The sequence below is a fragment of the Brevibacterium sp. FME37 genome (genome assembly GCF_014897485.1).
Lineage (GTDB): Bacteria > Actinomycetota > Actinomycetes > Actinomycetales > Brevibacteriaceae > Brevibacterium.
On the sequence record NZ_JABUYE010000014.1, the window covers coordinates 35,101 to 55,413 of the forward strand.

Below are 20,313 nucleotides of genomic sequence, written 5' to 3' on the forward strand. Positions count from 1 at the left end.
TGCTGCGGGATCTACCATGGATCTTGTGTCCAAGAACTCCACGCAGCGTCTCGACCTGCTCCTGCGCCCGGGTCGATGGGTCCGCGACTTCGTCGACGACCTCGCCGTCGCCTCGCCTGCACGACTGGCGATCGGCTCATTCATTGCTGTGGTGGCATTCTTCGCGATCATCCTGATGCTGCCGGCGAGCATGCGCGACCCCGGTTCGGTGTCGCAGGCCCAGCACATTGCCAATGCCGTGTTCGTAGCTGTCTCCTCTGTCTGCGTGACCGGACTGACTCCGGTGGTGACGGAGAACTACTGGTCTGACTTCGGGATTTCGGTCATCACTGCCGGCATCCAGGTCGGCGGCCTGGGCATCCTCACTCTCGCCTCGGTGCTGGGCATGGCGGTCTCGCGGAGGCTGGGAGTCAGGCAGCGCCTCATCGCCCAGCAGGCCACCTCGGCGCTCAATCTGGGTCAGGTCGGCACACTGCTGAAGACCGTCGTCATCACCATCTTCACCGCCGAGTCGATTCTTGCTGTGCTGATGTTCCCCCGGTTCCTCATTCGTGGGGAGAGCATCGGCGATGCGGCGTGGTACTCGGTGTTCTACTCGATCTCGTCGTTCAACAACGCGGGCTTCACCATCCACCCCGGCGGCGGTGCCTATTTCGCGTCCGACCCGTGGATCCTCTCGCTGCTCATGCTCGGAGTCTTCGTCGGCGCCCTGGGCTTCCCCGTCGTCCTCATGATCGCGATCCAGTGGAACCACCCGAAGAAGTGGGATCTGCACACGAAGCTGACGTTGACTACGACAACCGCGGTCTTGGCTATCGGCCTCCTGTTCCTCCTCATCTTCGAATCAGCCAACCCGGACACTCTGGGTGACAAGAACGCGGGCCACACGTTCGTCGAGATCCTGTTCATGGCGGTGATGCCGCGTTCGGGCGGGTTCTCGACCATTGACATCGCGGACATGAATCAGTCCTCGCACCTGCTCATGGACCTGATGATGTTCATCGGAGGCGGCTCGTCGTCGACGGCCGGCGGCATCAAGGTCACGACCGTGGCTGTGCTGGTGCTTGCCGCGTTCGCCGAGGCCCGCGGCCTGCAGGACGTGCACGTCTTCGGACGACGGCTGACCTCATCGACGATCAAGCTTTCGATCTCGGTTCTGCTCACCGGCGCGATCATCGTCTTCATCGGTTCTCTGACGATGCTCCAGATCAGCGCCCAGCCCTTGGACAAGGTGCTGTTCGAGGTGATCTCGGCCTTCGGCACGGTCGGATTGAGCTCCGGGGTGTCAGCGACTGTCAATGATGCGGGTCTGTACTGTCTGTCCGTGATCATGCTCATCGGTCGTCTCGGTACGATTACACTGGCGGCAGCCCTGTCCATGCAGGACTCGGTGCGCCTGTACCGCTATCCCGAAGAAAGGCCCGTCGTTGGCTAACGAACACACCTCAATCCTGGTCATCGGACTCGGACGCTTCGGGTCGTCGACCGCTGCCACCCTGGCGAAGCTGGGTCGTGAGGTCATGGCGATCGAGCACAGTGCCGAGCTGGTCAAGGACTGGAGCGGAAAGCTCACCCACGTCGTCGAGGCCGATGCTACGAACATCGATGCTCTGCGGCAGGTGGGCGCAGGTGACTTCTCCACGGCCGTGGTCGGCATCGGCACCTCGATCGAAGACAGCGTGCTGACGACGGCCAACCTCGTCGATCTGGGCGTGGGGCAGGTGTGGGCGAAGGCCATCTCCCCTTCGCACGGCAAGATCCTCCACCGCATCGGCGCCCACCATGTGCTCTACCCCGAGTCGGATGCCGGCCGACGCGTGGCGCACCTGGTGAGCTCGCGGATGATGGAGTACATCGAATTCGACGAAGGCCACTTTGCGGTCGTGAAGATGCGGCCACCGCGTGAGATTCAGGGCTTCACCCTCAGCGAGTCGGGTGTTCGTGACAAGTACGGGGTCACCATCGTGGGCATCAAGAGCCCCGGCCGCGACTTCACCTACGCCGAACCTACAACGCGCGTGGGGAAGCAGGACCTCCTCATCGTCGCCGGCCATGTAGAGCTGCTGGGCCGCTTCGCCGGGCGGCCGTAGGGCGGGCGGCCGTAGGGCGGGCTTATGCCGGACTTTCAAAGGCGCTCGTGCGCTGAGGAGAGCTCGAGTTCGACTTCCGTTGAGCTGTCGTCCTGTCTCTGCAGCTGGGTGCGGACCTCGCTCATCAAGGCGTGGAATCTGGTCTCAAGTCCGGCCAGGAACCCCTCGGCCTCCCGACGTCTGCTGACCAATTCCACCGATCGTCCGCCGACTTCGATTCCTTGATAGTTGCCGCGTTCATTGGGACCGATACGTGTGGCAATCGAATCGGCTGACGCGTCTGCGTCGTGAGTCGACCGCTGGCTGTCAGTCACTGGCAGTCCCGACGAGAACTGTGTGAGGGTCTCACCGACGTGGTTCCATTGGTCGACAGCATTGGTCAGTCGGTCCACGAACGACCGGGTCACAGTCTCCAGAGTGTCAGAGCACCGCTCGGGCAGGTCGGCCCAGCCGCTGGGACCGATGATCGAATCGAGCCGTGAGAACTCGAGCTCGACCAGCGTGAGAAACTCAGGAACCATCTGCCATTGCACTGCGGTTCGTTCGTGCTGGAGTTCGGCGGCACGTGCTCGAAGCTCGCTCGCCTCTTCCTCAAGGGCGGTGCGGTCCTCGGCTTCTATCGGCAGGCTCATTTCCAGCCGAGTCACCGCCACACCGACGGCATGCCTGCGCTCGATCGATTCAAGCTGCGAGTCGAGGCCGGTAAGTTCTGAATGCATTCGCGCAACGCGAAAGAACTGCTCATCGTCATTGACCATCATGGGAGACAGCGTACTTTCGGGCACTGACACGAACGCCGGATGTCGCGGATGGACCAGCCGGGCCGCGCAGTTTCCATAAGAGAGCAGGCAACGCATTGCCGGGCCGGTGCCGCGACACGTCACAGAGAGCGGGCGACGGGAATCGAACCCGCGTCATCGGCTTGGGAAGCCGAGGCTCTACCATTAAGCTACGCCCGCATATCGTCACCGCAACTCGCTCTCACCAGCGCAGATGATCCGCCGGAGGCCAGTTTCTGCCGGCGACTCCCCCAGTGTATATCGTCTCGCATGTGGTTCTTACACGGTGGTGCCACACAGCATGTGCAGGGGCGCCAGCACCAACGACTGAGGGGGCGGCCGAAGCCACCCCCTCAGAAGAATATCTCTCATACGGCGTGCTTACGCCGCCATACTCAGTGTTCGACAGCCTCCTCTGCTCCGAAGCCGGTGTGGGCCCGGACTGACATCTCTGCTGCCAGCTCGGGGTTCTCAACGGTCTTGTCGGTGATCGACGCGATCCAGCCGAGGATGAAGCCGAGTGGGATCGAGATGATTCCAGGGTTGGACAGTGGGAAGAGCACGAAGTCGGCTCCCGGGATCATTGCCGTCTCGGAACCGGATACGACTGGCGAGAACGCGATCAGCACCAGCGCCGATCCCAGACCGCCGTAGATCGACCACACCGCTCCGCGAGTGGTGAAGCGCTTCCAGAACAGCGAGTAGATGATCGTCGGGAGGTTCGCACTGGCAGCGACGGCGAAGGCGAGCGCCACGAGGAAGGCGATGTTCTGCCCTTGCACTCCGATGCCGCCGATGATGGCGACGGCACCGATGACGACGACCGTGCGACGCGCGATCTTGACCTCGGCTTCGGTGTCTTCGACCTTGCCCTTCTTGATGACGCTCGCATAGATGTCGTGAGCGAAGGACGCGGCCGCAGTGATTGCGAGACCGGCGACCACCGCGAGGATCGTGGCGAAGGCCACTGCCGAGATGAAGCCCATGAGGATGGGCCCGCCGAGGTGGAGCGCCAGCAGCGGTGCCGCGGAATTCACTCCGCCCGGTGCATTCTCAATCGCGTCGGAACCGACGAGTGCTGCCGCACCGTATCCGAGGATGAGGGTGAACAGGTAGAAGGCGCCGATGAGCCAGATCGCCCAGACTACCGAACGACGAGCTTCCTTCGCCGAGGGCACCGTGTAGAAGCGCATCAGGACGTGTGGCAGGCCAGCGGTGCCGAGCACCAGGGCCAGGGCCAGGGAAATGAAGTCCAGCGGGTTCTCACCGTACTGCTGACCGGGACTGAGGATCTCCTCTCCCACGCTTGAGCTCTCAACAGCTGAAGCAAGCAGCGTCGAGAGGTTGAACCCGTTGAGCGCGAGCACCCAGATGGTCATGGCGAAGGCTCCGAGGATCAGCAGGATCGCCTTGACGATCTGGACCCAGGTGGTTCCCTTCATGCCTCCGACCAGCACGTAGATGATCATGAGAGCACCGACGACGGCGATGACGAGAGATTGGCCGACCTTGCCGTCGATGCCCATCAGCAACGACACGAGGCCACCTGCTCCGGCCATCTGTGCCAGGAGGTAGAAGAAGCACACTGCCAGGGTTGAGAGCGCAGCGGCCATGCGCACGGGGCGCTGTTTGAGGCGGAACGAGAGGACGTCAGCCATCGTGAACTTACCGGTGTTGCGCATCAGCTCTGCCACGATGAGCAGGGCGACGAGCCAGGCGACGAGGAAGCCGATGGAGTACAGGAAGCCGTCGTAGCCGTTGACCGCGATGGCTCCGCAGATGCCGAGGAAGGAAGCAGCGGACAGATAGTCGCCCGAGATCGCGAATCCGTTCTGTGGCCCGGTGAAGGATCGACCGCCCGCATAGTAGTCGGAGGCGGATTTGTTGTTCTTGCTGGCCCGCAGAACGATGAACATCGTCACCGCGACGAAGGCTGCGAAGATCGTGATGTTGAGGATCGGGTTGTTCTCGACCTCGGTTACGCCTTGGGACACTTTATCGAGGCCGGAGGCGAACAGGTCTCCGATGGCGATGGCGCTCATGGGGTGGTTCCTTCCGACTGCTGCTGGAGTCGTTCACGGATCGCCGATGCTGGCGGATCGAGCTTCTTGTTTGCGAACGAGACGTAGAACATCGTGATCGCAAAGGTCGTCACGAACTGCAGGAGTCCGAGGATCAGCCCGAGGTTGATCTCACCTATGACCTTTGTGGACATGAAATCGTGCGCGTAGGTGCTGAGGATGACGTAGAAGAAGTACCACGCCATGAATCCGATCGACAGCGGTATCACCACTGAGAACCTTTTACGCTTAAGTGCTTTGAAATCGGGATTCTCCTCTTCGGCGAGGAAATCGACCCGAGTACTCACGGGATCGGTCATTGCTTCTCCATTCGAAACGTGCGTCGAGCATCAGTGGTCTGAATCACACACCCTCAAACTAACTCTCAGCTGGCGCTGGGGAATACCACCGAAAGTTGGTAGCTTGTTCACATGGATGTCAAAGCCAAGGAATCTCGGGCTCTCAAGGCCGAATCTCGTCGACTCTATGTCGAGGCCATCGACTCCCTACATCGGAGCGGGACCGGTGACGTCGTCTTCGGCGGCATGGTCGAAGAGGGTGAGGTCTGCGTGCAAGCGGTGGCCGGAGGCGCCAAAGATCGTCTGTCCTCGCTCATCGTCAGCACCGGACGTGGACTCGGTGGACGGGCGCTGACCGAAGGCACCCCGCAGCTGACCAAAGACTACGGACTCGATCCCTTTATCACCCACCACTATGACGAACAGGTCCTCGGCGAGGGGATCCAGGTTCTCATCGCTGTGCCGACCCTGCGCGGCGGTGACGTCACGGGGATGATCTACTGCGGTCACCGCAAGAACTACGATGCGGCGGCCCCGCAGACGAGTGACCTGGTCAAACGCGTCAGGCAGTTGTCGGTGGATCTGGGTCGGCTCGGTCAGCCCCGTCCGCCCGAGGAACCCGTGGAGCCGGAACGTCTGTATTCCGACCTCGAGTCCTCGAGCAGGGAGGCTCTGCGCCGCACCTATGCGGAACTGCGCTCGATCCGCTCAGGGGTCGATGAGGATGAGATGCGGCAGCGACTGACCGTTGTGGAGAATCGACTGGCCGATATCCTCTCCGGCCACAATTCGGATCTGTTCCCGAACCCGGCGCCCTCCGTCAGCCTCTCCCCCAGGGAGACCGACATCCTTTCGCATGTGGCGCTGGGATGGTCGAATGCCCGGATCGCCGAAGCGCTGGGTCTGCGGGAGTCGACCGTAAAGTCCTACCTGAACACGGCCATGGTCAAACTCTCGGCCGGAACCCGGCACGAGGCGGTGTCCGTCGCGAGGTCGGCAGGGGCCCTGCCGTGATGCTCCTCAGCCGTTGATGACTTCGGAGTTCTCCTTCTCCATTTCAAGCGAGCGGTTGCCTGCAGCCTGCACAGCCGCCTCGGCGGTGTCGAAGAGTCCTGCGTCGAGGAAGGCCTGCAGTCCGGCCAGTGTGGTTCCGCCCTTGCTGCTCACTGCCTGACGCTGTGCGCTCGGGTCCGGGTTCTCAGTCAGGAGCCGACCGGCTCCGTCCGCGGTGGCCACGACCATCTGCTTAGCGGTCTCCTCGTTCAGCCCCATCTTCACGCCGGCGGCGATCATCGTCTCGGCGAGGAGGAAGAAGTAGGCCACTCCCGAGCCGGAGATTCCGGTCATGGCGGGGATCTCGGATTCGTCCAGGGCCACGACGAGACCGGCACCCGAGAGCAGGGTCCGCAGTGTGTCCACTGTGGTCTCGTCCACCTCGGCAGAGGGTGCCAGTGCGATGACGCCGTGCCCGATGGAGCTGGGGGTGTTGGGCATGATCCGCACGATCGGGTTCTGCGGAGCCAGCGTGGCCAAGTCGGTCATCGCGACGCCGGCCGCCATCGAGACGAGCACGGTGGTCGAGTTCAGGCTCGGGGCCAGGTCCCGCAGTGTCTCGGCCATCATCCACGGTTTGACGCCGAGGAAGACGAAGTCCGCACCATCGGCGGCCTTGCTGTTGGCCTCGGCATCGTCTTCCAGCGAGGTGACGGTGGCGTTCGGGAGGTCCTCAGCGAGTCGCTTCGCCGAGGCGGCCGAATTGGTCGTCGCGCGAACCTCGAGCTTCTCGTCGGCGCTCAAGATCCCCTTGATCAGTGCCGTGCCCATGTTTCCTGTGCCGATGGAGGCGATGGAGGCCAAATCAGACCTGCCTTTCTATGTTCGGTTGGTGCTCGTGCAGGTGTTCGTTGTGCGTTCAGGAATTCGAGTTGTCATCGCTCGCAGGTGCATCGCTGACGCGTATCTCACTCGTGTGCACGTGGCTCAAGGAGTTGCGATGGCCATCTTCGGCTTCCAGCCCCAGGTGGGTGCGGGCGAAGGCGAGGGAGTCGGCGAGCATCTGTTCGCGGGTGGATTTCTTCGTCACGAAGCGTGTGTTGACTTCGACGACGACGTCGCCGGCCCAATCATGCTTGGCCAGATGTTGCAGGGTCTCGGCCACAGGCATGGTGCCCGCACCGGGGATGAGGTGTTCGTCCTTGAGCGATCCGGAACCGTCGGTGAGGTGGACGTGGCGGAGTCTGTCGAAGATCTCCGAAACGGTCTCAAGGGCGTTCATTCCCGCTGTCGAGGCGTGGGAGAAATCGAAGGTGAGGGCGTCGTAGTCCTCATCGAGGGGGTTCCAGTCGGGATAGTAGACGAGGATCTCGCGCACGCCTGCCCGCCAGGGGTACATGTTCTCCACCGCGAGGACGACCCCAGTCTCCTCCGATACCTGCCGCACCCCGTCGACGAAGCCCAGCGCGTACTCTCCCTGCCACCTGAACGGCGGGTGCAGGACCACGGTCTTCGCACCGACGGCCTTGGCGAGGTTGGCGGTGATGCGCAGCTTCTCCCAGTGGTCTTTGTGCAGGACACGGGGCAGGAACAGCAGGGTCGGTGCGTGCAGCGACATGACCTCGAGTCCCGTCTCCGCGGCGAGGCCGTTGATGAGGTCGATATCGCGTGTTTCGGCATTGTGGGTGACCATGATCTCGACACCGTCGTAGCCGTGCTTGGCTGCCTGAGCGAAAGTCTCGGCCACGGTCATCGGCGACACCGAGGAGCTGGAGAGTCCGACCCGGATCCGGTGTTCCGAACTGTGCTGGGTCTCGTGATCATAGACTTCGTGGCTGTCGAAGTACTCCCGGTGGCGTCGGGAATTGGACCGCGCGGAATTCTTCGCGGTGTACACCTTGCGTGCTGACTTCGACCGTTTCGCCCTGCTCATCTCACCCAGTTTAGTCCTCGAAGATTCCATATTCCCTCAGAAAGCATAAGCCCCGAGGGCGCTAAGCTGGATCAATGGCCGATTTCGAAGCTCGCCGGGCCCGCGTCGATGATGCCGCCCAGATTGCCGCAGTCCACATCGCAGCCTGGCAGGCGACCTACCGCGGCATCATGTCCGATGAGGTTCTTGACTCCCTCGACCTTGACCGACAGACCGACAGGTGGTCGAAGAACCTCAGCGCCGAAGCGAATCAGATGTCGTCATTGGTCGTGTTACCTGAGGTCCACGACCCGTCCCTCGAGGACCGAATTCTAGGTTTCGGTGGGGTCTGCCCGCCCCGGGACACCGCCGAGGTGCTCGGCGGGCTCCCCGACAGCTCTGGGCTGGGGCAGCTGGCTGCGATCAACCTCCATCCAGACGCGTTCGGCACCGGTGCCGGCGCCGTTCTCCTCCACGCTTTGGAGGACGAGCTGCGGAATCTGGGCTTCACCCGCGCCTATCTCATGGTCGCCGAAGGCAACGACCGGGCGATGCGGTTCTATGCCAAACACGGCTGGCACCGCACGGAGATCACCCACGTCTTCGACGGAGTGTCCCCGGCGGTGCCAGAGCGCATGTACACGATCGACCTCGGCTGAGGCCGACCTCGGCGAGGTTCGAACTCGGCTGAAGGTCAGCCGTAGAGTTCTTCGACGTCCTCGTCTACCCAAGTCTTCGACTTCTCGACGGCCTTGTTCCACAGCCGGTAGACGCGATCGACTTTGTCACCGTCCATCGACGGCTGCCAGCGTTTGCCCTCACGCCAGTTGGCCTTCACATCTTCCTCGCCGTTCCAGAACTTCACCGCGATGCCCGCTGCATAGGCCGCACCGAGAGCCGTGGTCTCGACGACCTCGGGACGGATGACGGGCACGCCGAGGATGTCGGCCTGGAACTGCATGAGCGTTTCGTTGGCGACCATGCCGCCGTCGACCTTGAGCTCGGTGAGTGCGACACCCGAGTCGAGGTCCATCGCGTCGAGGACCTCGCGGGACTGGAACGCCACCGATTCGAGAGCCGCGCGAGCTATGTGGTTCTTGTTGACGTAGCGGGTCAGACCCACCATCACGCCACGGGCGTCGGACTCCCAGTGCGGGGCGAAGAGCCCGGAGAAGGCCGGCACGATGTAGCAGCCGCCGTTGTCTTCGACCTGCTTCGCCAGAGTTTCCACTTCGGGGGCATCGGAGATGATTCCGAGGTTGTCGCGCAGCCACTGCACGAGGGAACCTGTAACGGCGATGGAGCCTTCGAGTGCGTAGACCGCATCGTCGTCGCCGATCTTGTAGGCCACCGTCGTCAGCAGACCGTTCTTGCTGGCCACAGGCTCGGTGCCCGTGTTGATCAGCATGAAGTTGCCGGTGCCGTAGGTGTTCTTGGCCTGGCCCGTCTCGAAGCAAGCCTGGCCGAAGGTCGCCGCCTGCTGGTCACCGAGAATGCCGCAGACCGGAGTGTCGATGATGAGGCCGTTCTTGGCTCCGTAGCCGTACACCTCCGAGCAGGATTTGATCTCCGGCAGCATCGAGACGGGAATGCCCATCTCGCCGGCGATCTCCTCGTTCCAGTCAAGGCTCTTGACGTTCATAAGCATCGTGCGCGAGGCGTTCGTGACGTCGGTGACGTGGACTCCGCCGTTGACGCCGCCGGTGAGGTTCCAGAGAACCCAGGTGTCCATGGTGCCGAAGAGCAGTTCACCGGCTTCGGCGGACTCTTTGACTCCGTCGACGTTGTCGAAGATCCATTTGGCCTTCGGTCCAGCGAAGTAGGTGGCCAGGGGCAGGCCGACGCGGTCCTTGTACTTGTCGGGGCCTTCGTCGCCGGCGAGTTCGTCGCAGATCTTCTGAGTTCTGGTGTCCTGCCAGACGATCGCGTTGTAGACGGGCTTACCGGTGTTCTTGTTCCAGATGACCGTGGTCTCACGCTGGTTCGTGATGCCGACGCCTTCGAGCTGGTGGCGGTTGATGTCGGCACGGGTCAGGGCCTGGCCGATGGCTTCGTTCGTGTTGCGGATGATCTCCATCGGGTCGTGTTCGACCCAGCCGGCACGGGGGAAGATCTGTTCGTGCTCGAGCTGGCCCGAGGACACGACCTGCCCGTCATGGTTGAAGATGATGGCCCGCGAGGAGGTGGTGCCCTGATCGACGGCGAGGATGAACTTTTCCTGACTCATTCTGACTCCTATGTCGAGGTTGTGCTGGTTGACAGGTGATTCTGTTCTGGCGAAGTTCTACTAGCCTTATACGGCCGCTGACCTTAGGTGAAGGCGCGGGACAGCAGGCCGGCAAGGATCGCTCCCGTCAGCGGTCCGGCGATCGGTACCCACGAGTACGCCCAGTCAGATCCGCCCTTGTTCGGGATCGGCAGCAGGGCGTGGACGATACGAGGTCCGAGGTCACGGGCCGGGTTGATCGCATAGCCGGTGGGTCCGCCCAGTGAAGCGCCGATGGCGACGACGATGAGGGCAACAGCCAATGGTCCCAGTTTGTCCGGGGTGCCACCGAAGAGCAGGATCACGAAGACGAGGACGAAGGTGGCGATGACCTCGGTGACGAAGTTCCAGCCGTAGCTGCGGATCTCCGGACCGGTGGAGAAGGTGCCGAGGATGTTGCCGGCTTCCTTCTCCTCGTCGTAGTGCTTCTTGTACACGGCCCAGGCGAGGAAGGCACCGATCATGGCACCGATCATCTCAGCGGCCAAGTAGGCGACGGTGTTTCCGAAGGTCACTGGGATGCCGTCGGCGTATTCTCCAGCTCCGCTGGACCAGATGCCGAGGGTCACTGCCGGGTTGAGATGCGCACCGGTCTTGTAGGCGACGAAGACACCGGCGAAGACCGCGAGGCCCCAGCCGAACGAGATGAGGAGCCAGCCTCCCCCGTTGCCCTTCGTCTTGCCCAACACCACGTTGGCGACAACTCCGACGCCGAGCAGCATGAGCATGGCGGTGCCGCCGATCTCATAGAGGAATATAGTACCCATATCTCACAAACTCCTATTGTTTGTCTTGCTTGCGGGTATTAAGGTTTCAGGGATTCTTCGACGAGTGCCGCAGCCGCAGCATCGTCGTGGGTGGACTCCGCAGCGATCTGTGCTTCGACGTGCCTGTTGAAGTCCGCGATTTCGTTCGCTTCTCGCTCCGCGTCCCATCCGAGGATCGGGGCGACGATAGCGGCGACCGCCTCGGCGGCTGCCTTGCCCCGATCCTTGATCTCGTAGTTGAGCCGCATCCGGCGCTCGAGAATGTCGCCGAGGTGAACGGCACCTTCCGAGGACGCCGCGTAGTGTGCTTCGACGCGCAGGTAGCGGTCGGCTCCAGGCAGCGGACGACCCAAGTCGGGATCCTCGTCGACGAGGTCGAGGATCGCCTCGAGCAGAGTGCCGTAGCGGCGGATGAGCCTCTTGACCCGCTCCTCGTCCCAGCCGTACTTCTCAGCGATGCCGGCCTGACCGCGTCGCACAGCACCGACGCCCTGAGCGCCGAGCAGCGGAACCGATTCGGTCAGTGAACGCCGGTCTTTCGCATCGTCTCCGAGGACGAAGTCGACGGCGTCCTCGGCCATCACACGGTAGGTCGTGAATTTGCCGCCGGCGATCGCGGCCAGCGCGGGCTCGACCTCCATCACCGTGTGCTCCCGGGAGACCTTCGTCGAGGCCTGGCCCTCCTTGACCACGGGTTGGAGCAGCGGCCGGAGTCCGGAGTAGACGCCGATGACGTCGTTGCGAGTCAGCTTCTCCGTGAGGATCGCGTTCGCGTGCTTGAGCAAGTAGTCGATGTCGTCGGAGTTGGCCACCGGCGAGTCGACGTCTTGGTCCCAGGGGGTGTCGGTGGTGCCGATGACCCAGTACCCTTCCCATGGGATCACGAAGAGCACGGACTTCTCCGTCTTCGAGATGATGCCGGTGCCGGGATCGGCCTTGATCTTGTCCTGATCGACCGTGATGTGCACGCCCTTGGAAGCCAGCACTTTGAGGCCGGCATCGGCCTTGGCCAGGTCCTGCTGCTCCTCGGTCCAGACACCCCCGGCGAGGATCGTGCGGCGGGAATGGATGTCGAACTCGCGACCGGTCATCTCATCGCGTGCGCGGACGCCGGAGACTCGGTCCCCGTCGTGAAGGTAGCCGATGACGGACACGTGGTTGGCTGCGGCAGCGCCGTAGCCCACAGCGGAGCGGACGAGGGTCATGACGAATCGGGCGTCATCGACCTTCGCATCGTAATATTCGAGGGCACCGACCGCAGCCTCATCGGCCAGGCCGGGGAAGTGAGCGCTCAGGGCCTTCTTGCCCAGATGTCGGTGCATCGGCAGCGCGCGTTTGCGGCCTGGCCTGGTCGCCATCGTGTCGTAGAGCAGGACGCCGGAGCCGATGAAGGCCCGGTCGATGAGACGGTGTTCGAAGGGGAAGACGAAAGCGACGGGTTCGACCAGGTGCGGGGCCGTGTGCTGGAGGAGGAGGTCTCGTTCCTTCAATGCTTCGGCCACGAGTTTGAAGTCGAGCATCTCGAGGTAGCGCAGACCACCGTGCATAAGTTTCGAGGACCGTGAGGATGTGCCCGAGGCCCAGTCCTTCGCATCGACGACGCCGACCTTCAGTCCGCGGGTAGCCGCATCGAATGCGGAGCCCGCTCCGGTGACGCCTCCACCCACGACGAAGACGTCGAGCGGATTGTCGGCAGTGGTGTTCTCAAGTGTGTGCAGGGCTTCATCGCGGAACGATGGGGACAGCTCGCCAGTTCGCATTGACAGTTCGTTTCCTTCTCAGAGCGTGTGCGTTCCCACCATTATCATGCCCGGGATTCGGCATGTGGCCTGTGCACGGCAGTTAGGAAAAATCTAACAGGCAATGCGCAGAAGGGAAACACAACGGACAGAAGCGAAAGTGCTCAGACCAGTTCCACTCGCATCGCCGAGGAGGTCTCTGCGGAGTCGAGCAGGTCGAGTTTGCGCATGATGATGCCTTCGCGCAGTGCCCATGGGGAGATGCTCATGACGTTGACGTCGAAGATGGCGAAGGCTGCATCGGCGACGATGGCGCCGGCGAGGATCTGACCAGCCCGAGCCTGGGAGACCCCGGGCAGCGTGGCGCGTTCTTCAGGCGTCCGGGACGACAGCGTCTCGATGATTCCGGCGAGGTCGCGGCGGAAGAGTTTGCGTGGGGCGTAGATGCCGTCGCCGCTGGGCGCCGCACCGGCGATCCGTGCCAGCGAACGGAATGTCTTCGATGAGCCCACCACCTGGTCGGAGGTGCCCACTCGGTTGATCTTGCCTGCGATGCGCCCGATCTGCGACCGGGCATACTTCTGCAGACTGTGGATGTCCTCGGCACTGGGCAGAGGATCGGAGAGGAAGTCGGAGTAGGTGCGTCCTGCGCCCAGGGGCACGGACACGGCTGCTTCGGGGTATTCGTCCTGGCCGGCGGCGATCTCGAGCGAGCCGCCGCCGATGTCGAGCAGCAGGATCTTCCCTGCCGACCAGCCGAACCAGCGTCTGATCGCGAGGAACGTCACGCGGGCTTCGTCCTTGCCCGACATCACGTTGAGGGTGACGCCGAGCTGCGAATTGATCGCGTCGATGACTTCGGCACCGTTCGGTGCGTCCCTGATCGCCGAGGTGGCGAAGGCCAGGATCTGCTCCGATCCTTGGTCTTCGGCGATCTCCACCGCCTCGGCGATGAAGTTGTGCAGTCGCTGCTGACCGACGGCATCGATCATCCCGTCATCACCGAGGTACTCGGCGAGGCGCAGGACCTCTTTGTGGGAGGTGGCCGGCAAGGGCGGGGCACCGACATGAGCGTCGACCACGAGGAGGTGGACGCTGTTGGACCCGATATCGAGGACTGCTAGGCGCATTCGATCAGTTTAGCGCCAGATATCACTCGGCTGACCAATCCGTTGCAGCGAAGCCGAACTCGGGCGCGCGTTTGGCGAAGAACGCCTTCTGTCCCGCGGCGATCTCCTCCCGGTACGCCTCGTCGAGCCACTGCGGTGGGTTGACGGTCTCTCCGAGTTCGCCGGCCAGGACCGCCTTCGACCCGATCTGGGACAGTCGGGAGAGTCCGACGATCTTCTCGCCCATCGTCTGTGCTGCGGCCAGCGGAGTCTCGGTGACCTCATGGAAGAATCCGAGCTCGCGCATCGTCTCGAACGTGATGATCGAGGCGGTGACCAGCAGGTACCTGGCCCAGGAGTCTCCGAGCACGGTGGCCAGGCGACGTGTCGGTCCCGGTGGGTAGACGAGGCCGAGCTTCGCGGCTGTGACACCGAAGATCGAACCGGGGGCGGCGATGCGGATGTCGCAGGCTGCCGCGATCTCGGTGCCGCCTCCCACGCAGTTGCCGGTGATGGCAGCGATCGTCGTCGTCCGGGAATTGGCAACGGCCGCCTCGGCGGTCGAATTGAGTTCCCAGAAGTCGGCGAGGGCGACGTTCAGGTCTGCGATGTCGGACCCGGCGGAGAAATGCCCGGCCGCACCTGTGATCACCAGCGCCCCGATGGAGTCATCGGCATCGATGCCGGCGATGATGTCAGGCAGCGCCCGCCACATCGGACGGGAGATAGCGTTGCGTTTTTCGGGCCGATCAATGACGAGGGTTCCGACTCCACCTGCGACGGTGAAGTCGAAACCCTCGAGATCGACCGGACGGTATGTGCCGTCAACGGTCATGTGCGTAGCCTTTCAGCTGTAGCGATTCAGCCCCGGTTTTCGGGAACCTCGCGCTGATCGTGACCGTCGTAGGCGCTCAGCGGACGGATCAGAGCGTTGTTGGCCTGCTGCTCCATGATGTGAGCGGTCCAGCCGGTGATGCGGGCCATGACGAACATGGGTGTGAACTGATCGGTGTCGAAGCCCATCAGGTGGTACGCCGGACCTGAGGGGTAGTCGAGGTTCGGGTAGATGCCCTTGCGTCCGACGAAGTCCTCTTCGAATGCGTTGTAGAGGTCGAGGAGATCGGTTGCGCCCTTGGCCGCGACCATGTTCTCGAAGGCCTTGCGCATGGTCGGCACGCGCGAGTCGCCGTTCTTGTAGACACGGTGACCGAAGCCCATGATCTTGGCCTTGTTGGCCAGAGCATTGTCGATCCATTCCGCAGCTTTATCGGCGGTGCCGACCTCTTCGAGCATCGCCATGACTGCCTCATTGGCGCCACCGTGCAGGGGGCCCTTGAGGGCGCCGACGCCACCGGCGACTGCCGAATACAGGTCGGCCGTAGTCGAGGTGATGACGCGGGTGGTGAACGTCGAGGCGTTGAACGAGTGCTCTGCGTAGAGGATCATCGAGATGTCGAAGCAGCGCAAGACCGCTTCGTCGGGAACCTCGTCGAAGACCATCTTGAAGAAGTTCGCGGCGTAGTCGAGGTCCTCGGTCGGAGCGACCGGGTCCAGGCCGTGACGGCGACGGTGGTCGACGGCCACAATCGTGGGCAGCTGCGCGTAGAGACGCTCGGCCTTGGCCAAGTTGGCCTCTTCACCTTCGACGTCTGCTTCAGGGTCGACGGCACCGAGGTAGGACACTGCCGTCTGCACCACGTGCATCGGGTGGCAGTCCTTGGGCAGATCGAGGATGAGCTGGATCAGCTTGTCGTCGATCTTGCGCTGTGAACGCTCGCGGGCCTTGAACTCGTCGAGCTGAGCCTGGTTCGGAAGTCCACCGTTCCAGATCAGGTAGGCGACGTCTTCGAAGTTGCGCTGTGCAGCGAGTTCCTGCACGGGGTACCCGCGGTAGGTGAGCGAGTTCGTTTCCTGGACTACCTTCGAAACGGCCGTGGTGTCGACGACGACGCCGGCGAGGCCCTTCTTGATTTCTTCGGTCACTTGTGACCCTCCTGTGAAAAGTTGAATACGGCTGCATCAAAATCGTTGTACGCAGCGTAGTCGATCGTGTCGTACAGGTCCGCACGAGTCTGCATTCCCTCGAGCAGGTCCACCTGGGTGCCCTGGTCGCGAATGGTCTGCAGGCCCGATTTGATCGCACCCATGGCGAGACGCAGAGTTGTGACCGGGTAGATCACGATTTTCACTCCGACGTTCGCCAACTGCTCGGTCGTGAACAGTTCGCTCTTTCCGAATTCTGTCATGTTCGCCAAAATCGGAACATCCACGCTGCTTGCGAATTTCTCGAATTCGCCGAGATCGCGCATGGCTTCGGGGAAGATCAGGTCCGCACCCGCGTCGACATAGGCCTTCGCGCGATCGATCGCCGCGTCGAGACCTTCGCCTGCGCGGGAGTCGGTGCGGGCGCTGATGACGAAGTTCTCGTCCCGGCGCCCCTTGACCGCAGCGGCGATGCGTTTGGACATCTCGGCAGCGGTGACAACCTCTTTGCCGTCGAGGTGGCCGCAGCGCTTCGGGTTCACCTGATCCTCGAGGTGCATCCCCGAGATTCCGGCGTCTTCGAATTCCTGGATGGTGCGCGCCACGTTCATGGCCTCGCCCCAGCCGGTGTCGGCGTCGATGAAGGTCGGCAGGTTCGTCACCCGGGCGATGTTGCGTCCGTGATCGGCCACCTCGGTGAGCGTGGTGAGTCCGATATCGGGCAGGCCCATGGCTGCGGAGAAGGCACCGCCGGAGATGTAGACACCCTCGAACCCGGTCTGCTCGATGATCTGAGCGTTGATCGGGTTGATGGCTCCGGGGAACTGGACGATCTGGTCACCGGCGAGGAGCTCACGGAACTTCTTCCGACGCTCGGCCGGGGTTGCGGTTGCCCCCAACATCAGAAGATGCCCTTCGAACCGGTGTGCTCGAGTCCGTCAACGGTGAAGCTGAGCTCAGCCACGCCCTTGGCGTCGAGGTTCTCGAGGTTCTCGGCCAGGTCGAGGAAGCGAGTCTGTTCGGCACCGGTGAGGACGCCTTCGGACAGGGTCTTGAACTTCTCGACGTAGTTCGCGCGGGCGAAGGGACGAGCACCGAAGGGGTGCGCGTCGGCCACTGCGATCTCGTCGACGAGAGTCGAACCGTCTTCGAATTCGATCTCCACGCGGCCGCCGAAGGCCTTCTCATTGGGATCGATCGAGTGGTAGCGGCGAGTCCATTCCTTGTCTTCGGTGGTCTCGATCTTGTGCCACAGCTGGACCGTTTCGGGACGTCCGGCACGCTCGGGAGCGTAGGAGTGCTCGTGGTGCCAGCCCTGGTCTTCCATAGCCACAGCGAAGATGTACATGATCGAGTGGTCAAGGGTCTCGCGGCTGGCCTTGGGATCCATCTTCTGCGGATCGTTCGCGCCGGTGCCGATGACGTTGTGCGTGTGGTGCGAGGTGTGGATGACGATGCGCTTGATCTTGCTCAGATCCTCGATCTCGCCACCGAGCTTGCGGGCGAGGTCGATGAGCGCCTGCGCCTGGTACTCGGCCGAGTGCTCCTTGGTGTAGGTGTCGAGGATCGCGCGCTTGGCTTCGCCTGCACCTGGCAGAGGGATGGTGTATCGAGCCTCGGGTCCGGAGAGGATCCAGGCGATGAAGCCGTCTTCACCTTCGTAGATCGGGTTGGGTGCGCCCTCACCGCGCATGGCACGGTCGACTGATTCGACAGCCATCTTGCCGGCGAATGCGGGGGCGTGTGCCTTCCACGACGAGATCTCGCCCTTGCGGGACTGACGGGTCGCGGTGGTCACGTGCAGCGCCTGCTGGATCGCCTGGAAGGTGACCTCGGTGTCGAGGCCGAGCATGGCGCCGATACCGGCAGCCGCAGATGGGCCGAGGTGGGCGACGTGGTCGATCTTGTGCTCGTGCAGGCACATTCCCTTGACCAGGTCGACCTGGATCTCGTATCCGGTCGCGATGCCGTTGATGAGGTCCTTGCCGCTGATGCCCTTGTGCTGGGCGACTGCGAGAACCGGTGGAATGTTGTCGCCGGGGTGTGAGTACTCGGCGGCGAGGAAGGTGTCATGGAAGTCGAGTTCACGAACGGCGACTCCATTGGCCCAGGCTGCCCATTCCGGGGAGAAGTGCTCACCCAGGGGCAGACCGAAGACGGTGGCACCAGGTGAGTACGGGTGGGTCTGCGCCTGTTCGCGTGCGTGCAGCGGAGCCGAGCGGCGCACCGAGGCTGCGGCCACCGAGGCGTTGTCGATGACGCGGTTGATCACCATTTCGGTGACCTCTGAATCCACTGGAGTCGGGTCTGATGCGACCTCGGCGATCTTCCAGGCGAGTTGGTCTTCGCGAGCCAGGTTCTCTGAGCTCTTGTGCGTACGGACTTCATGATTGATCATGGTTAACCCCTTCAAACATCCTTGACCGTTCAGGTCTGTCAGTGGCTGACACAACTGTAGGCTACGTCACTTCACTGTCACGGTCTGGCCAGAATTTTATCTCGACATCAAGATACTTTACCCGACTCCAACGAAGAACCACCACCCGGTCCCACCCATCGGAACTCTCGAGCGCGCCGGTGAACTGTGACACAATTGAGCCATGACGCGCACTGCTCTGGACTTCGACGAGAACTGGTTCGATGATGCCGAGTTCGCTCAGCTGCGACGGCGACTGCCCATCCCCTATGTCAACGCGATCCCTGTCCGGGTGGGCGAGTCCGGAGACGTCGAACGGATCGGGCTGCTGCTGCGCAGCCTGGACGACGGAACCCTGGGCCGAGAGGTCGTCGGCGGACGCATTCGCTTTCATGAGAGCATCCGTGCGGCGCTGATGCGCCACGCGGAGAACGACCTCGGCCCGATGGCGCTGCCGGTGATTCCGCCCGCGATCGCACCCTTCCACATCGCCGAGTACTTCCCCACCGAGGGATCCTCGCTCCTCCACGACCCTCGCCAACATGCGATCTCGATGTGCTTCATCCTCGAAGTCCGCGGTGAGTGCACTCCCCGCGCCGATGCACTGAGCCTCGACTGGCTGACCCCGGAAGAGACTCTGCGCTCCGATATCGTCGGCGAGATGTGCCACGGACAGGAGCACATCCTCCGCTACGCGCTTGCCCATATGGGCTTCGCGATCTGAGGCTTTCCTCTACATTCCGTAGAAGAATCTTGGTAGAATAGTCCTGACCAGAACGGTTCTGATGATCGGGGCCATCGTCCTCGTCAGGGTAGCGTCGGCCCCCTTTGGGAGGTCTGCTATGACTGCCGAGAAGCTCTCACCTGAACAGACATCGACGAAACTCGGAATCCTCGTCGGATACGACGGCTCAGAACTCGCCGTACGCGCACTCGAATACGGAGCAGCCGAAGCCGCCCGCCGCCGCATCGCGCTCACCGTGGTCTCCGCCTACACCGTGCCCACGATGATCTATCCGAACATTGCGTCCATGCCAGAGCACAATGAGCTCGAAGCTGCGCACCGAGGAGTCGAGAAGACCCTCACCGAGGCGGCCGAGCAGCTGAGCGCCCACCCGGGCCCTGTCTCCTACCGCGCCCAAGAAGGCGATGCCGCCGGCGTCCTGCGAGACCTGAGCGCTCACGCCCGGACGGTTGTCGTGGGGTCACGCGGTCGCGGCGGGTTCATGGGACGGATCCTCGGTTCGGTGTCCACGGCTCTGCCCGCGCACTCGCACTGCCCGACGATAGTCATTCCCGGCCACCACTCAGATTCGAATTCAGGTGCGGTCGTCGTCGCCGTCGATGGCTCCGAGTTCGGCCGGATGGCCATGTTCAGCGCAGCCGAGGTGGCTGCTTCACGAGGAGCAGCCCTCGAGATCGTCTCCGTCCTGCCCTCTGGAGATGAATGGCTCTACTGGTATCCCGAGCTCGAGCTGAGCTCCGAGGTCACCGGCCGAAGAAGATTGGAGCTCGAGACCGCGCTTGAGACCGAGGTCGCGACGGTGACACAGCAGTTCACCGATCTGCGAGTGAGTGCAACGGTGCCGACCGGAGATCCTGCAGAGGTGCTCGGCGAAGCCTCGCGGACCGCGCAGCTGACCGTCCTGGGCACTCGCGGCCGCGGAGCAATCCGAAGCGCCATTCTGGGTTCCACCTCACGCAGAGTCCTCCACCATGCCGAGGGTCCGGTCATGGTCGTCCCGAGCTGAGTCCCGTCCTACCTGCTGTACAGTGGTTGCCACGACAGGGGAGCGCCGAAATGGGTGCTGAGAGTGCAGATGAAGCTGCAGACCCTCGAACCTGATGCGGCTAGCACCGCCGAAGGAAGTCGAGACTCTTCTACCCCTCCTTGATATGA

19 protein-coding genes, 1 tRNA gene and 1 riboswitch are annotated in these 20,313 nt (G+C 62.8%); of the genes, 6 read left to right on the forward strand and 14 right to left on the reverse strand.

Translation table 11 applies throughout. The features are described 5' to 3' along the window. Positions 1–16: 16 nt before the first annotated feature. Both INT29_RS15165 and INT29_RS15170 read left to right on the forward strand, forming a co-directional pair. Positions 17–1,435, forward strand: coding sequence for a TrkH family potassium uptake protein (locus INT29_RS15165; RefSeq protein WP_226830866.1), 1,419 nt, complete (start codon positions 17–19; stop codon positions 1,433–1,435). Next, positions 1,428–2,090 (forward strand): potassium channel family protein, encoded by a 663-nt coding sequence (locus tag INT29_RS15170; protein ID WP_193072196.1) that lies wholly within the window; start codon positions 1,428–1,430, stop codon positions 2,088–2,090. Before INT29_RS15165 ends, INT29_RS15170 begins: the two co-directional genes overlap by 8 nt. A 35-nt stretch (positions 2,091–2,125) precedes the next feature. Here INT29_RS15170 and INT29_RS15175 read toward each other — a convergent pair whose 3' ends face one another. The 4 genes from INT29_RS15175 to INT29_RS15190 form a co-directional block, all read right to left on the reverse strand. Continuing rightward, positions 2,126–2,851, reverse strand: coding sequence for a hypothetical protein (locus INT29_RS15175; protein WP_193072198.1), 726 nt, complete (start codon positions 2,849–2,851; stop codon positions 2,126–2,128). Positions 2,852–2,978: 127 nt separating this feature from the next. Beyond that, a tRNA-Gly gene (locus INT29_RS15180) sits at positions 2,979–3,049 on the reverse strand. Positions 3,050–3,264: 215 nt separating this feature from the next. Next, positions 3,265–4,911 (reverse strand): cation acetate symporter, encoded by a 1,647-nt coding sequence (locus INT29_RS15185; RefSeq protein ID WP_180958929.1) that lies wholly within the window; start codon positions 4,909–4,911, stop codon positions 3,265–3,267. Continuing rightward, positions 4,908–5,249 carry a DUF485 domain-containing protein gene (locus INT29_RS15190; protein ID WP_101570527.1) on the reverse strand — a complete coding sequence of 114 codons (342 nt, stop codon included), beginning with the start codon at positions 5,247–5,249 and terminating at the stop codon, positions 4,908–4,910. Before INT29_RS15190 ends, INT29_RS15185 begins: the two co-directional genes overlap by 4 nt. A 111-nt stretch (positions 5,250–5,360) precedes the next feature. Between INT29_RS15190 and INT29_RS15195 the strand changes: the two genes are divergently transcribed. Then, a complete protein-coding gene (locus INT29_RS15195; RefSeq protein WP_193072200.1) occupies positions 5,361–6,242 on the forward strand; it encodes a helix-turn-helix transcriptional regulator in 882 nt (293 codons plus the stop codon). A 6-nt stretch (positions 6,243–6,248) separates the two neighbouring features. On the opposite strand, the gene proC is transcribed toward INT29_RS15195, so the two are convergent. After that, the gene (gene proC / locus INT29_RS15200) at positions 6,249–7,085 is read right to left on the reverse strand and encodes a pyrroline-5-carboxylate reductase (RefSeq protein ID WP_193072202.1); all 837 of its coding nucleotides are present in this window, start codon (positions 7,083–7,085) and stop codon (positions 6,249–6,251) included. A 55-nt stretch (positions 7,086–7,140) separates the two neighbouring features. Next, positions 7,141–8,154, reverse strand: coding sequence for a sugar phosphate isomerase/epimerase family protein (locus tag INT29_RS15205; protein WP_193072204.1), 1,014 nt, complete (start codon positions 8,152–8,154; stop codon positions 7,141–7,143). Positions 8,155–8,228: 74 nt separating this feature from the next. Between INT29_RS15205 and INT29_RS15210 the strand changes: the two genes are divergently transcribed. Beyond that, positions 8,229–8,792, forward strand: coding sequence for a GNAT family N-acetyltransferase (locus tag INT29_RS15210; protein WP_193072206.1), 564 nt, complete (start codon positions 8,229–8,231; stop codon positions 8,790–8,792). 35 nt (positions 8,793–8,827) lie between these two features. Here INT29_RS15210 and glpK read toward each other — a convergent pair whose 3' ends face one another. The 8 genes from glpK to INT29_RS15250 form a co-directional block, all read right to left on the reverse strand. Continuing rightward, entirely contained in the window at positions 8,828–10,360 is a 1,533-nt protein-coding gene (gene glpK / locus INT29_RS15215) for a glycerol kinase GlpK (protein ID WP_193072208.1), read from the reverse strand. 83 nt (positions 10,361–10,443) lie between these two features. Further along, positions 10,444–11,166 carry an MIP/aquaporin family protein gene (locus tag INT29_RS15220; RefSeq protein WP_101570539.1) on the reverse strand — a complete coding sequence of 241 codons (723 nt, stop codon included), beginning with the start codon at positions 11,164–11,166 and terminating at the stop codon, positions 10,444–10,446. A gap of 38 nt (positions 11,167–11,204) precedes the next feature. Continuing rightward, positions 11,205–12,926 carry a glycerol-3-phosphate dehydrogenase/oxidase gene (locus INT29_RS15225; protein WP_193072210.1) on the reverse strand — a complete coding sequence of 574 codons (1,722 nt, stop codon included), beginning with the start codon at positions 12,924–12,926 and terminating at the stop codon, positions 11,205–11,207. A 143-nt stretch (positions 12,927–13,069) separates the two neighbouring features. Beyond that, on the reverse strand, positions 13,070–14,035 hold the full coding sequence (locus INT29_RS15230) for a Ppx/GppA phosphatase family protein (protein ID WP_193072212.1): 966 nt from the start codon (positions 14,033–14,035) through the stop codon (positions 13,070–13,072). A 22-nt stretch (positions 14,036–14,057) separates the two neighbouring features. Beyond that, positions 14,058–14,849, reverse strand: a complete 792-nt coding sequence (locus INT29_RS15235; protein ID WP_101570545.1) for an enoyl-CoA hydratase/isomerase family protein — start codon at positions 14,847–14,849, stop codon at positions 14,058–14,060. A 26-nt stretch (positions 14,850–14,875) separates the two neighbouring features. Beyond that, positions 14,876–15,997 (reverse strand): bifunctional 2-methylcitrate synthase/citrate synthase, encoded by a 1,122-nt coding sequence (locus INT29_RS15240; protein ID WP_193072214.1) that lies wholly within the window; start codon positions 15,995–15,997, stop codon positions 14,876–14,878. After that, positions 15,994–16,899 carry a methylisocitrate lyase gene (gene prpB / locus INT29_RS15245; RefSeq protein WP_101570549.1) on the reverse strand — a complete coding sequence of 302 codons (906 nt, stop codon included), beginning with the start codon at positions 16,897–16,899 and terminating at the stop codon, positions 15,994–15,996. Before prpB ends, INT29_RS15240 begins: the two co-directional genes overlap by 4 nt. Next, positions 16,899–18,395, reverse strand: a complete 1,497-nt coding sequence (locus INT29_RS15250; RefSeq protein ID WP_101570550.1) for an MmgE/PrpD family protein — start codon at positions 18,393–18,395, stop codon at positions 16,899–16,901. Before INT29_RS15250 ends, prpB begins: the two co-directional genes overlap by 1 nt. A 202-nt stretch (positions 18,396–18,597) precedes the next feature. On the opposite strand from INT29_RS15250, the gene INT29_RS15255 reads away from it, so the two are divergent. Further along, entirely contained in the window at positions 18,598–19,137 is a 540-nt protein-coding gene (locus INT29_RS15255) for a DUF4916 domain-containing protein (RefSeq protein WP_096162138.1), read from the forward strand. Between the two features lie 118 nt (positions 19,138–19,255). Further along, positions 19,256–20,164, forward strand: coding sequence for a universal stress protein (locus tag INT29_RS15260; RefSeq protein ID WP_193072216.1), 909 nt, complete (start codon positions 19,256–19,258; stop codon positions 20,162–20,164). Positions 20,165–20,190: 26 nt separating this feature from the next. Further along, a riboswitch (TPP riboswitch) is annotated at positions 20,191–20,299 on the forward strand. The last annotated feature ends 14 nt before the right edge of the window (positions 20,300–20,313 follow it).